Consider the following 12,568-nt stretch of genomic DNA (forward strand, 5'->3'; position numbering starts at 1 on the left):
TTGCCACGTGAGACACCCTCTCAGGCTTCACCCTCATCGGTGTAGTCGCTGTCCTCGTTGCCCTTGGGGCTCATAAGAGCCCACACGACGAAGGCGAGCATTACGGCACCGAGGATCGCCGTCGCGAGGTAACCCTGGATGATGCCGATGATCAATATCGCGGCGCCAAGTGCCAGGCTTAGGACCACGACACACACGTTGACCTCCGAAAAAGGCATCGGTCCCGGCTGTACGGGGTGCCGGCGTTGACGCTGAGCTTCTCGGCGACCTCCGGGACCGGTTTCCCGGTCTCGATCACGATGCGTACAGCACCCTCGCAGAACTCAGCATCATACGTGTGTTGCTTGATAGCTCTGGCGTCGTTGAGTTGGTATTTCCTGATGCGCACTGTCAGGTTCAATCCGCGCGGGACGCTGTCCGACGACGAGCCCGCCAGCGTGTGGTTCGAGTGTGGCGCTGGTTGCCAGGTGCGCGGGTGACTCTCCCGGCCGCTACGAGTTGCGCAGGGCGAGCGTCACGTCGGCCTTGTAGTCGGGTTGCCCTTCCGACCAATTCTGCACGTGTATATTCCTGGCACCCGTTTGCAACGGGAAGAGGAACATGTTCGAGAAGGCTGACGTGCCGTCCAAGCCGCCCGTATTCGTGCTGGAGCCCTCAAAGAACTTGACCAGGCCGCCGGTCACGCGAATGAAGCCACCCTGCTGGCGGGTGAGAGTGTAGTGAATTTCGACTCCTATCTCTCCACCGCGTCTCCTGGGAGTGACGCGTCCGGCGATTACCGAATGGTGAAAGCGGCGGCCCGGGGATCGGGGGCCGCCGCCTTCGCGTACGGGGGTGTGCTGGACCGGTCAGTACCAGCCGTTCGCCTGCCAGAAGTTCCAGGCGCCGGTCGGGCTGCCGTAGCGGGACTTCATGTAGTCGAGGCCCCACTTGATCTGGGTCTTCGGGTTCGTCTTCCAGTCGGAACCGGCGGAGGCCATCTTCGAGCCCGGCAGGGCCTGGACCAGGCCGTAGGCGCCGGAGGAGGAGTTGGTGGCGGTGACGTTCCAGCCGCTCTCGTGCTCGACGATCTTGCTGAACGCCTTGTACTGCGAGTCGTTCGGGATCATCTTCTGCGCGATCGCCCTGGCCGAGGCGGAGGAGGACTTCGCCGGGGCGGCCTGGGCGGGGGCCGCCGCGAACACCATGCCGGCGGTGGCAGCGGCCACGGCGGCACCGGTGAGGGCCTTCTTCGGAGTGGCGATGCGGCGGATGCGGGTGGAGAGGGACACGGAGCACCTTTTCTTCGGGGACAGGGCGGTCGCTCGTACGCCGTGACCCGTAGGCCCCTGGCATGCGTCGGCGCCGAGGCCCGGGTGGGCACGTCGGCGCCTTGCGACTCGTCCAGAGAAACAGGCTCGGAGACTGCCCGCAATGAACCCTTTTGCTAGTTGTGGTCGTATCCGCCGCAAAAGGCCCTTCTGTGACGTGGCTCTCAATCCCCAGGTCAGGGGCGTTGGCGACGCGTGCATGACAGGGTGGATGATCTACGGCCGCGCTTCGTAAGTGACCTGGGTCCTGTGGGGCGCCTCACGGTAGGTGTAACCGGCAGTGGTTGAAGCGTCTACGAAGGGTTCGCGAAGGGTCTACGGCGTGCGGCCGGGCGGTGTGACGGGCGCCGCACCACCCGGGTCCTCGAACGTGACCGGCGTCTCGAAAGCCGCCCTCCGCGTGGCCCGGCGCAGCGCCTTGAGGATCGTCGCGCCGAGCGTGAGGGTCAGCACGACGGTGACCGTGGCCCGGCCCAGGTCCCAGCCGAGGGAGGTGGCCAGGCAGTACGCGACGAAACGGGCCAGGTTGGCGTCCACGTCGTCGCGCGGTTCGAAGGCGACGTTCGACGACAGCGCGTCCATGAAGGGCCAGCCCGCCAGGTTCATGATCGTGCCGTACGCGAAGGCCGCGACGAACCCGTACAGGGCGAGCATCGACAGCTCGCCCCGGCCGCGCAGCCGGTCCGGGCCCGGGAGCAGTCCCGCGCCCATCGTGAACCAGCCCATGGACAGCATCTGGAACGGCATCCACGGCCCGACCCCGCCCGTGAGCAGCGCCGACGCGAACATCGTGACCGCCCCGAGGACGAATCCGAAGCCCGGCCCGAGGACCCTCCCGCTCAGCACCATCAGGAAGAACATCGGCTCGATGCCGGCGGTTCCGGCTCCGATCGGCCGCAGCGCGGCCCCCGTCGCGGCGAGTACGCCGAGCATGGCCACGGCCTTGGGGCCGAGCCCCGACTCGGAGATCGACGCCGCGACGACCCCGACGAGGAGTACGAGCAGCCCGGCGAACAGCCAGGGCGCGTCCTTCGCGTGGGCACTCACCTGTGAGGTGGGCCCACTGAAGAAGGGCCAGGTGAGCGCGGCGAGACCGACGAGGCTGACGAGGAGGAGGGCGGCGAGGGAACGGGGGCCCAGACGGATGGGGCGGGCTTGGGATTGAGGTTGGGCTTGGGCCCGGGCTTGGGCTTGGGGGAGGGGGCGAGGTTCGGGGAGGGGGTGCGACTTCTCGTTCATGAGCCCGTCTCCCTCTCCCCTTCGGTCGCGCGGAGCGCCTCGCGTACGTGCGCGACCGTCAGCCACTTCTGTGGCGAGAGGATCTTGGTGACCTGCGGGGCGAAGGACGGGGAGGCGACGACGACCTCGGCCGTCGGGCCGTCGGCGACCGTTTCGCCGTCGGCGAGGATGACGACCCGGTGGGAGAGTTCGGCGGCCAGTTCGACGTCGTGGGTGGCCAGGACGATGGCGTGGCCCTCGGCCGCCAGCCCCCGCAGGACGGTGACCAGGCGGGACTTCGCCGCGTAGTCGAGGCCGCGGGTCGGTTCGTCCAGGAGGAGCAGGGGTGGGCGGGCCGTCAGCACGACGGCCAGCGCGAGCGCGAGCCGCTGGCCCTCCGAGAGGTCCCGCGGATGTGTGTCGTCCGCGATCCCCGGGAGCAGCCCGGACACCAGGGTCCGGCAGGCGCCCGGTTCCGCACCGGCGTCGGCATCCGCCGCCGCGCACTCCGCCGCCACCGTGTCGGCGTACAGCAGGTCGCGAGGCTCCTGCGGTACGAGGCCGACGTGGCGGATGAGTTCACGGGGTGCCGTGCGGTGGGGCTCGACGCCGCCCACGCGCACGCGGCCCGTCGCCGGTGCCACCAGGCCGACCAGGGCGGAGAGCAGGGTGGACTTGCCCGCGCCGTTGCGGCCCATGAGGGCGACCGTCTCGCCGGGGCCGATGCTGAGCGTGACGCCGTGCAGCACCTCGGTTCGGCCGCGGCGGACGGTGAGGTTCTCAACCACCGTTGTGGGGTGGGGGGTTGAGGGTGGGGCTGCGGTCGAGGGTGTGGGTTCGGGGGTGCGCTTACGGAAGAGGCGGGGGCGCCGGGAAGGTGCCGGGGTGGTTTCCGTCGGGAGCAGGGGCGCTGCGGTGTTCGCGTCCGCGTTCGCGCTCGCCGCTGCCGCTGCCGCTGCCGCTGCCGTTGTTGCCGTTGCCGCCGTTGCTGTCGCTTCGTACGTGGTCTTCGCCAGGCGTTCCCGCAACGCCCCCGCCCGGCGTCGGGCGTCCCGCACCGTCAGAGGCAGGGGTGACCAACCGGCGAGCCTGCCCAGCGCCACCACCGGTGGGTACACGGGGGAGACCGCCATGACCTCGGACGGTGTGTCCAGCGTCAACTGGGCGCCGGGGGACGGGAGTAGGGCGACCTGGTCGGCGTACTGGATGACGCGTTCCAGGCGGTGTTCGGCCATGAGGACCGTCGTGCCGAGGTCGTGGACGAGGCGCTGGAGGACGGCGAGGACCTCCTCCGCGGCTGCCGGGTCGAGGGCCGAGGTCGGTTCGTCGAGGACCAGGACCTTGGGGTGCGGGGTGAGGACCGAGCCGATCGCGACGCGTTGCTGCTGGCCGCCGGAGAGCGTGGCGATGGGGCGGTCGCGGAGGTCGGCGAGGCCGAGCAGGTCCAGTGTCTCCTCGACGCGGCGGCGCATCACGTCGGGCGCGAGGCCCAACGACTCCATTCCATAGGCGAGTTCGTCCTCGACCGTGTCCGTCACGAAGTGCGACAACGGATCCTGGCCCACCGTGCCGACCACGTCCGCGAGTTCGCGCGGCTTGTGCGTGCGGGTGTCGCGGCCCGCTACTGTCACGCGCCCGCGCAGGGTGCCGCCCGTGAAGTGCGGGACCAGACCGTTCACCGCGCCGAGCACCGTCGACTTGCCGACCCCGGAGGGTCCGACCAGCAGCATCAACTCGCCCTCGGGGACGGCGAGTTCGATGCCCTGGACGGTCGGCCCTGCCGCTCCGTCGTATGTCACGGAGACATTCTCGAAGCGGATCATGAGGGTTCCTTGCGGGTGTTCTTGGGGCGGGTGGTTCTGGGGTGGGTGTTCTCGGGCGCGGGCGCGGGTGCGGGTGCGGGGGCGACGAAGGCGGGGAGCAGGCCGAGGAGGATCGCCGCCGCGGGCCACAGGGGGAGGGTCGGCGCGGTGAGCGGGACGACGCCGGGGTGCAGGGACGTGGAGGCGTACGGGGCGTGGGAGGCGTACAGGATCAGCAGCGTCGCGACCGCTGCGCCCGACGCGGCGACCAGCCATGCGCGGACGCCCCACCTGTCCGGCCGGTACCGGGTACGCAGCGAGCGGCGGCCACCGAGCCACAGGCCTGCGAGGGCCGCGGCGAGTCCGGCGAGCAGTACGGGCAGGCCGTAGCCGCCGCTCTCCGCTGTGAGCAGGCCGTACGTTCCGGCGCAGACCCCGACCAGGCCGCCGAGCGTGAGGACGGCGGTGGTGCGGCGGACGGTTCGTGGTACGTCCGCCGTGCGGCCGTAGCCGCGGGCGTCCATCGCCGCCGCGAGGGCGACTGACCGCTCCAACGCGCCCTCCAGGACCGGGAGTCCGACCTGGAGCAGGCCGCGCAGGCCCTTGTCCGGGCGGCCTCGGAGGCGCCGGGCCGCGCGCAGGCGCTGGACGTCCGCGATCAGGTTCGGGGCGAACGTGAGGGCTACGACTACCGCAACTCCCGCTTCGTACAAGGCTCCTGGAAGGGACTTGAGGAGGCGGGCCGGGTTCGCGAGGGCGTTCGCCGCGCCTACGCAGATGAGGAGGGTGGCGAGTTTCAGGCCGTCGTAGAGGGCGAAGACGAGGCCTTCCGCGGTGACTCGGCCTCCGATGCGGATGCCCTGGGCCCAGTGGGGGAGGGGGAGTTCGGGGAGCGTGAGGAGGGCGTGCGTGCCGGGGATGGGGGAGCCGAGGAAGACGGCGAACGCCAGGCGGATGAGCAGGACGGCGAGGGCGAGCTTCACGAAGGCGCCGTAGGAGTGGGCCCAGGGGGCCTCTGTTCGGCGGGCCGCTACTACATAGCCGACCACGCCGATGAGGAGGGCCAGGAGGAGGGGGTTCGTGGTGCGGGATGCGGCTGTTCCCAGGCCGAGGGCCCAGAGCCACCAGGCGCCGGGGTGGAGGGCGTTGGTTCGGGTTGCCTGCGGCGCGGTGAGTCGGCGTTGAACTCTCTTGGATAGGGCGCCCGGTGCCGTGGGCACAGTGGTAGCGGCGGTAGCGGTAATAGCTGCGGAGGCGGAGGCGGAGGTGGGGGCCTGGGGCTTGTCGTCGTTGGCGGCGGTCACTGCATGGCCCCGTCAGCCTCGGCGGCGGCGTGCTTGCCAGATTGCTGCCGCGCCCAGCGTTGCCACGGCGGCGATTCCGGCCAGCAGGCCCACCGAGGGGCCGCCGTCCCCGTCCCCGTTGCCGTCGCCGGACTTGCTTTCCGTCTGCTCGCCGGGCGACGCCGAAGCCTTGGGGCGGTCGCCCGAGACCGGCTCCCCGCAGCCCGTGCTCGGGTAGCCCGCGATGGCGCAGAGCAGGGCGTTGGTGTCGTAGCGGAGGGGTTTGGCGACGGCGGCGAGGGCGTCCGCGGTCGTGGCGTCGTCGTCGACGCGGGCGCAGGCCGTGCGCGGGCGGGGCGGTGTCGAGTCGGACGGGGCGTCCGCGGCCGTGCCGAAGTCGAGGACGAGGCCGACCCGCTTGGACCCCTCCCGCGCGGGCGTCTTCGCGCAGATCGTCGCGAAGTCGGCCGCCCCGCGCGGCTTCGCCGAGTCCTTCGAGTCCTCGCTCACCGAGAAACGGAACCCCTGCACGTCACCGTCCGAGGGCCGCGCGGTGGACGGCCCCTGGGTCGCGTACGCCCACGTACCGGCGGCGGAGTCCCGGTCCCAGAAGGACCAGTAGCGGTAGCCGACCGCCTGGGCCTGCCCCGCCGTCGCGCCGAGGACGGCGAGCAGCAGGCCCAGGACCGGCAGAACCAGTCGGCGGCGGGTCACGGCTGCTGGTCCTTCTTGGTACGGCCGCTGATGAGGAACCCGACGCCGATGCCGCCGACCAGGCCGACGCCGATGATCCACCAGAGGCTGACCCCGCCGTCGTCCTGGGCGTTCTCGCTGTCGGCCTTGTTGTCGACCGGGACACTGGAGTAGTCGGAGGAGTTGGAGGACGTCCCCGTGGGGCCGGTCGCGGCGAGTTCCTTCACGAGGTCGACGCCGCCGAAGTCACGCGGGTCCGTACCGGTGGCGTGCGCCGCGAAGATCAGCTGTGCGTACGCGGCCGGGCCGCTCTTCGCCGCCCAGGTACCGGAGTTCTTCTCCAGCCAGGCCAGCGGCTTCGCGGTGTCGGCCGAGCGGCCTGTAGCGGCGAGCGCGACGACCGCGTCGGCGGTCGTGCCGTGGTCGGGCTGGTCCTCGGCACCGGGGAGGACGGACTTCAGGTAGCCGTTCTTGGCAACCGCGCCCGCGAGGTACGCGGCACCGCCCGTCGCCGCGTCCTTGATGGTGACGAAGTCGCCGCTCACGCACTGGGCTTCCTTCGGGCTCTCCTTGGCCCCGGGTTCCACCACCATCCCCTCACCGAGTGCGCCGAGCACCCCGGCCGCCGTGGCGTCGGCGTTCTCGGTGAGCGCACCCTCTTTGTCCGGGAAGCCGAAGGCGCCGATGCCCTTGTCGCAGACGATGGTGAATGCACGCAGGGCCTCGTACGGAGTCTGGCCGTTCTTCGTCTTCATGCCCGCCACGTCGGTGTCCGCGGCCTCCAGGGCGCCGATCACGACGGACGTCGAGTTGGGGTCGCTGGGCGTGCCGGGGAAGTAGCCCCAGCCGCCGTCCTTGTTCTGCACGGACTTCAGCCACGTCACGGCCGCGCCCATCACGGCGTCGCTCGCGTCGAGCGCCTCCAGGGCCTGCAACGCGGCCCCCGTGCTGTTCGTGTCGACCTTGGTCTTGGCGTCGCACTTCGCGCTCGGGTCGGCGCGGTACGCCGCGAAGGCCCCGCTCTCGCACTGCTGGCCGACGAGCCAGTCGACGGCCTGCTTCGCGGGCTTCACCCCCACGGTGTCCTGGGCGAGCAGCGCGAGCGACTGCCGCCAGACGCCGTCGTAGGTGGGGTCGGTGCTGCCGTACAGGGCGGAGGGGAACGCCAGGGATGGGGACGAGGACGGGGTCGCGCCGGGTGACTCGTCGGCGAGGGCGGCCGGCGTGAACGCCGTACCGATCACGGCGGTGGCGGCCAGTACCGCTGCGCTGCGGCGGACAAACATGATCGGCGGATGCCTTTCCCGGTCAGGAAGCCGGGCAGCCCAGAGCCCCGGGCGGCTCGGCTCCGTATGCCTCGACGGTGCCGGTCACCGGCGGACCCGATGACGCGAGCCGGTCACGTCCGTACGAGGCAATCCGGCTCGCCGCCCCTGATCGACTGATCGGCGATCCACTGATCGACCGGGCGGCACACGGTTGCGGGTCAGCGCCGGATTTGCACCAGCTTCCCCCCGTACGACTGTGATGACGACCTGCTCACTGTACCGGCCCGTAGGAATTCGCTGAGGGGCGGCTGTGAGGTGGCTGAGTGGCTTCGGTTCATGGAGATTCCTGCGGGCGCTTGACGAGACGGATCGTCTCGTCTAGCTTTGTGCTCGTCGGTCAAGCAGTCGGTGCTCCGTCTGCTTGCCGCACGACCCTGATCACCGAGCAAAGGACCGCACTTGCACTGTGCTTCCGTCGGCACCACCGTCACTGCTTCTCCTCTCACCGTGTCTCTCGCCATGTCCCAGATCGCTCTCGCCGAGGTGACCAAGCGCTACGGCGACCGCATGGTGCTGGACCGCGTGTCCCTCACTGTCCGGCCGGGCGAGAAGGTCGGGATCGTCGGGGACAACGGCTCCGGGAAGTCCACGCTCCTGCGGCTGCTGGCAGGACAGGAGCCGGTCGACAACGGCAGTCTGACCGTTGTCGCACCGGGCGGGATCGGTCACCTCCGCCAGACTCTCGACCTGCCCGGTGCGGCGCGCGTGGGCGATGCCGTGGATCACGTACTGGGCGAACTGCGCGCCCTGGAGCACCGTATTCGTGTCGCCGAGACCGCACTGGGCACGGCCGGCGCCGCAGAGTTCGAGCGCTACGCCGCACTGGTGGCCGAGTTCGACGCGCGGGGCGGGCACGGAGCGGATCGCCGGGTCGAGGTGAACCTGCGCCGACTCGGCGAGCGCGCGCCACTGGACCGGGAGCGGGCGCTGAGCACCCTCTCTGGAGGGCAGCGCTCCCGGCTCGCGCTCGCCGCGACTCTGGCCCTGGCGCCCGAACTGCTGCTGCTCGACGAGCCGACCAACGATCTGGACGACGAGGCCGTGGCCTGGCTCGAAGGACAACTGCACCGTCATCGGGGCACGGTCGTCGTGGCCACGCACGACCGGGCGTTCCTGGAGCGCGTCACCGACACCATCCTGGAGGTGGACCACGACCAGCGCACGGTACGGCGCTACGGCAATGGTTACGCCGGCTTCCTCACCGCCAAGGCGGCGGCCCGGGCCCGTTGGGCGTGGGATCACGAGCAATGGCGCGACGAGGTCGCCCGGCAGGAACTCCTCGCCGACTCCGGTATCGGGATGCTGGGCGAGATCCCCCGCAAGGGGCCGCGGGCGTTCAGCGGCGCCGGCGCTTTCCGAGGGCGCTCGCGGGCACATGGAGCACAGAGCCGCATCCGCAACGCACGCGAGCGGTTGGAACGGCTGATCGAGCACCCCGTGCCGCCACCTCCGCAGCCACTGCGGTTCACGGGCCGCGTCGAAGGCACGCCGACGCCAACGCCGACGTCAACGTCAACGCCGATGACCGTCGAGGAAACATCAACGGCAGCGCACCTGGAAGGAGTTCTGGTCGACGGGCGGTTGTCCGTTCCGTCCCTGACCCTCGCCCCGGGTGACCGACTCCTCGTCACCGGCCCCAACGGTGTCGGCAAAAGCACCCTTCTCCACCTGCTGGCAGGGGAGTTGACACCCGACGCCGGTGTAGTACGCACACCGCGCCGGGTCGGATTCCTGCGTCAGCAGAGCGCGCCCGACGACGCCTTCGACGCCCGTACGCTGCTCGCGGCATTCGCGGCCGACAGGGCTGGGCACCCCGACGAGCGCGCCGACGCACTCCTTGCGCTCGGCCTGTTCCACGCCGCCGACCTCACCGTCCCCGTACGGAACCTGTCCGTCGGGCAGCGGCGCAAGCTCGAACTGGCCCGGCTCGTGACGGCCGGTCCACTTGATCTGCTCCTGCTCGACGAGCCGACGAACCACCTGGCCCCCGCCCTGGTGGAGGAGATCGAGGCGGCCCTGGCCCGCTACACCGGCACGCTGGTCGTGGTGACGCACGACCGGCTCCTGCGCGAACGCTTCCACGGGGCCCGCCTGGAACTACCCATGGCCGCCGAGAAGGCGCCACGTCAGACCGCCGAGACGACACGCCAGAATTGACGACCTTGAGCCGCCTGACACGCCCTGGGCGTCGAGGGGGAGGATCCAAGAGGATTCAAACGGCCACGTACGTCACCGGATCGCTCCCCGCCACCGCCTCCGCGTGGCCCAGTTTGATCAGTCGGCGCAGGTGGGCCTCCGCCTCCGAGACCGCGATGTTCCTGGAGCCGTAGGGGATGTCGGCCCACGGGCGGTTCCACTCCATGCGGACGGCGAGTTGCCATGTGGTGAGCGGCGTGGCGAGGAGGGCGCGGAGGTCGGTGAGGCGGGACTCGTGGTGGTCGAGCAACTCCCGTACGCGGGACGGGGCGTCGGTGAAGGCGTGCAGGTGGGCCGGGAGGATCTCCGCCGGTTCCAGGCGGCCGATCCGCTCCAGGGACGCCAGGTAGTCGCCAAGGGGGTCGGCGACGGTCTCGTCGTCCGGGTCCTCGTACAGGCCGATGTGAGGGGTGATCCTCGGCAGGAGATGGTCTCCCGAGAACAGGCGGCCGTGGCCCGGGAGTTGGGCCGGATGGGTCTCCTCCAGGTGGAGGCAGACATGGCCGGGGGTGTGGCCCGGTGTCCAGATCGCGCGGAGGCGGCGGCCGGCGAGGTCGAGGAGTTCGCCGGGGACGATCTCGCGGTCGGGGAGCGCGGGGGAGGAGCCCGGGAACATGTGGGAGCGGGCGGTACGCATCGGCGCCACGTGTTCCTCGGGCGCCCCCGCGGCGGTCAACTTGTCCGCCATGTACGTGAACCAGCGCCCGGGCCGCGTCCCGCGCGTCCGCCGTACGATCGAGATGTCGGCGGCGTGCATCGCGATCCAGGCGCCGGACGCCTCGCGCACCTTGCCCGACAGGCCGTGGTGGTCCGGGTGGTGATGCGTGATCACCACTCCGTGGATCTCCGCGGTCGACGTCCCGCACGCCACGAGCCCCTCGGCGAGCGCGTCCCAGGACGCCGGATCGTCCCAGCCCGTGTCGATCAGTACCGGCCCGCGGTCGGTGTCCACGACGTACACGAGCGTCGTTCCGAGGGGATTGTCCGGGATGGGAACCTCGACGGATCGTACGCCCCCGCCGTGATCGGTCACCTGCGTCATGGGTTCCCCTGTCGCCGACTCCCGGCCACTATAACTAGAACCGGTTCCAATGGGAGCCCAAGTCACTCACCGGGTCGGCGTGATGGATCGCGATGGATCACGGGAGTGGTGAAGTGGCGTGGAGCGGCCAAGTGGTGTGAGGTCCGTGGACTCCTCCAACCGGAACTGGTATCAGTTCCAGTGTTGTTGTTTCTGATGCATCGTCAGAAAGCGTCCCGCGGAGAGGCAGTCGGCCATGACCGAGCTCGTGGAACACGGACAGCTGTTCATCGGCGGGGAGTTGGCCGCTCCCCTGGGCCAGGACGTCATCGAGGTCGTCTCCCCGCACACGGAGGAGATCATCGGACGGGTGCCGCACGCCTCGCGGGCGGACGTCGACCGGGCCGTCGCCGTCGCGCGGACCGCGTTCGACGAAGGTCCCTGGCCGCGGATGTCCCTCGACGAGCGCATCGCGGTCGTCACCCGGATCAAGGACGCGATCCTCGTACGCCACGAGGAGATCGCCCGCGTCATCTCCTCCGAGAACGGCTCCCCGTACTCCTGGAGCGTCCTCGCGCAGGCCCTCGGCGCGATGATGGTGTGGGACGCGGCGATCACGGTCGCGCGCGACTTCACGTACGAGGAGTCGCGCGACGGAGTGCTCGGACGCATCCTCGTGCGGCGTGAGCCGGTGGGGGTCGTGGCGGCCGTCGCCCCGTGGAACGTGCCGCAGTTCGTGGCGGCGGCCAAGCTCGCGCCCGCGCTGCTGACCGGCTGCACGGTCGTGCTCAAGCCCTCGCCGGAGTCGCCCCTCGACGCGTACATACTCGGCGAGATCGCGCAGGAGGCCGGGCTGCCCGAGGGCGTGCTGTCGATTCTGCCGGCGGACCGCGAGGTCAGCGAGTATCTCGTCGGGCATCCCGGGATCGACAAGGTCTCCTTCACGGGTTCGGTCGCCGCGGGCAAGCGCGTCATGGAGGTCGCGTCGCGCAACCTCACACGCGTGACACTGGAGTTGGGCGGGAAGTCGGCGGCCGTGGTCCTGCCGGACGCGGACATCGCGACCTCCGTGCCGGGCATCGTCTCGGCGGCCTGGATGAACAACGGCCAGGCGTGCGTCGCGCAGACCCGCATCCTGCTGCCGCGCTCGCGCTACGACGAGTTCGCGGAGGCGTTCGCGGCGGCGGCGAACGCGCTCGTGGTCGGCGACCCGCTGGACCCGGCGACCCAGGTCGGACCGCTGGTGGCGCAGCGGCAGCAGCAGCGCAACCTCGACTACATCCGCATCGGCCAGGAAGAGGGCGCCAAGATCCTCACGGGCGGCGGGCGTCCGCCCGGTCTGGACCGCGGCTGGTACGTCGAGCCCACGCTCTTCGGCGACGTCGACAACTCCATGCGCATCGCGCGCGAGGAGATCTTCGGCCCGGTGATCTGCCTGCTCCCGTACGGCGACGAGGCCGAGGCGGTCAAGATCGCCAACGACTCCGACTACGGCCTGAGCGGCAGCGTCTGGACGGCCGACGTGGCCCGCGGCATCGACGTGGCCCGTCAGGTCCGTACCGGCACGTACTCCGTCAACACCTTCAGCCTCGACATGCTCGGCCCGTTCGGCGGCTACAAGAACTCGGGCCTGGGGCGGGAGTTCGGGCCCGAGGGCTATGGCGAGTTCCTGGAGCACAAGATGATCCACCTGCCGGCCGGCTGGGAGGGCTGACCG

At 70.6% G+C, this 12,568-nt stretch carries 11 protein-coding genes and 1 riboswitch; of the genes, 2 read left to right on the top strand and 9 right to left on the bottom strand.

From position 1 onward, the window contains the following. Positions 1–20: 20 nt before the first annotated feature. The 8 genes from OHA11_RS33505 to OHA11_RS33540 form a co-directional block, all read right to left on the bottom strand. On the bottom strand, positions 21–218 hold the full coding sequence (locus tag OHA11_RS33505) for a hypothetical protein (protein ID WP_266502744.1): 198 nt from the start codon (positions 216–218) through the stop codon (positions 21–23). 273 nt (positions 219–491) lie between these two features. Then, a complete protein-coding gene (locus OHA11_RS33510; RefSeq protein ID WP_266502745.1) occupies positions 492–683 on the bottom strand; it encodes a hypothetical protein in 192 nt (63 codons plus the stop codon). A gap of 165 nt (positions 684–848) precedes the next feature. Beyond that, positions 849–1,271, bottom strand: coding sequence for a transglycosylase SLT domain-containing protein (locus OHA11_RS33515; protein WP_266502746.1), 423 nt, complete (start codon positions 1,269–1,271; stop codon positions 849–851). A gap of 354 nt (positions 1,272–1,625) precedes the next feature. Further along, positions 1,626–2,549: an ECF transporter S component gene (locus tag OHA11_RS33520; protein WP_266502747.1), complete on the bottom strand. Its 924-nt coding sequence runs from the start codon at positions 2,547–2,549 to the stop codon at positions 1,626–1,628. Further along, entirely contained in the window at positions 2,546–4,351 is a 1,806-nt protein-coding gene (locus OHA11_RS33525; RefSeq protein ID WP_266502748.1) for an ABC transporter ATP-binding protein, read from the bottom strand. The genes OHA11_RS33520 and OHA11_RS33525 overlap by 4 nt, the downstream gene beginning before the upstream one ends. After that, a complete protein-coding gene (locus tag OHA11_RS33530; protein WP_266507633.1) occupies positions 4,348–5,550 on the bottom strand; it encodes an energy-coupling factor transporter transmembrane component T in 1,203 nt (400 codons plus the stop codon). Before OHA11_RS33530 ends, OHA11_RS33525 begins: the two co-directional genes overlap by 4 nt. A 96-nt stretch (positions 5,551–5,646) precedes the next feature. Further along, positions 5,647–6,327 carry an SCO2322 family protein gene (locus OHA11_RS33535; protein ID WP_266502749.1) on the bottom strand — a complete coding sequence of 227 codons (681 nt, stop codon included), beginning with the start codon at positions 6,325–6,327 and terminating at the stop codon, positions 5,647–5,649. Then, positions 6,324–7,592, bottom strand: a complete 1,269-nt coding sequence (locus OHA11_RS33540; RefSeq protein WP_266502750.1) for a prenyltransferase/squalene oxidase repeat-containing protein — start codon at positions 7,590–7,592, stop codon at positions 6,324–6,326. Before OHA11_RS33540 ends, OHA11_RS33535 begins: the two co-directional genes overlap by 4 nt. A 127-nt stretch (positions 7,593–7,719) precedes the next feature. Continuing rightward, positions 7,720–7,819: riboswitch (cobalamin riboswitch) on the bottom strand. 274 nt (positions 7,820–8,093) lie between these two features. Here OHA11_RS33540 and OHA11_RS33545 point away from each other — a divergent pair. Continuing rightward, the gene (locus tag OHA11_RS33545; protein WP_266502751.1) at positions 8,094–9,791 is read left to right on the top strand and encodes an ABC-F family ATP-binding cassette domain-containing protein; all 1,698 of its coding nucleotides are present in this window, start codon (positions 8,094–8,096) and stop codon (positions 9,789–9,791) included. Between the two features lie 55 nt (positions 9,792–9,846). Here OHA11_RS33545 and OHA11_RS33550 read toward each other — a convergent pair whose 3' ends face one another. Further along, positions 9,847–10,872 (bottom strand): MBL fold metallo-hydrolase, encoded by a 1,026-nt coding sequence (locus OHA11_RS33550; protein ID WP_266502752.1) that lies wholly within the window; start codon positions 10,870–10,872, stop codon positions 9,847–9,849. 235 nt (positions 10,873–11,107) lie between these two features. On the opposite strand from OHA11_RS33550, the gene OHA11_RS33555 reads away from it, so the two are divergent. Further along, positions 11,108–12,565, top strand: a complete 1,458-nt coding sequence (locus tag OHA11_RS33555; RefSeq protein WP_266502753.1) for an aldehyde dehydrogenase — start codon at positions 11,108–11,110, stop codon at positions 12,563–12,565. Positions 12,566–12,568 lie beyond the last annotated feature (3 nt).

Origin of the sequence: Streptomyces sp. NBC_00878 (genome assembly GCF_026341515.1) — a bacterium.
In the GTDB taxonomy this organism is placed as follows: Bacteria; Actinomycetota; Actinomycetes; order Streptomycetales; family Streptomycetaceae; genus Streptomyces.

What these genes read in the sequence shown, in the direction of transcription:
- OHA11_RS33540 (WP_266502750.1), bottom strand. Translation starts at nt 7,592, where the DNA reads ATGTTTGTCCGCCGCAGCGCAGCGGTACTGGCCGCCACCGCCGTGATC.
- OHA11_RS33505 (WP_266502744.1), bottom strand. Translation starts at nt 218, where the DNA reads ATGCCTTTTTCGGAGGTCAACGTGTGTGTCGTGGTCCTAAGCCTGGCA.
- OHA11_RS33545 (WP_266502751.1), top strand. Translation starts at nt 8,094, where the DNA reads ATGTCCCAGATCGCTCTCGCCGAGGTGACCAAGCGCTACGGCGACCGC.
- OHA11_RS33520 (WP_266502747.1), bottom strand. Translation starts at nt 2,549, where the DNA reads ATGAACGAGAAGTCGCACCCCCTCCCCGAACCTCGCCCCCTCCCCCAA.
- OHA11_RS33525 (WP_266502748.1), bottom strand. Translation starts at nt 4,351, where the DNA reads ATGATCCGCTTCGAGAATGTCTCCGTGACATACGACGGAGCGGCAGGG.
- OHA11_RS33555 (WP_266502753.1), top strand. Translation starts at nt 11,108, where the DNA reads ATGACCGAGCTCGTGGAACACGGACAGCTGTTCATCGGCGGGGAGTTG.
- OHA11_RS33550 (WP_266502752.1), bottom strand. Translation starts at nt 10,872, where the DNA reads ATGACGCAGGTGACCGATCACGGCGGGGGCGTACGATCCGTCGAGGTT.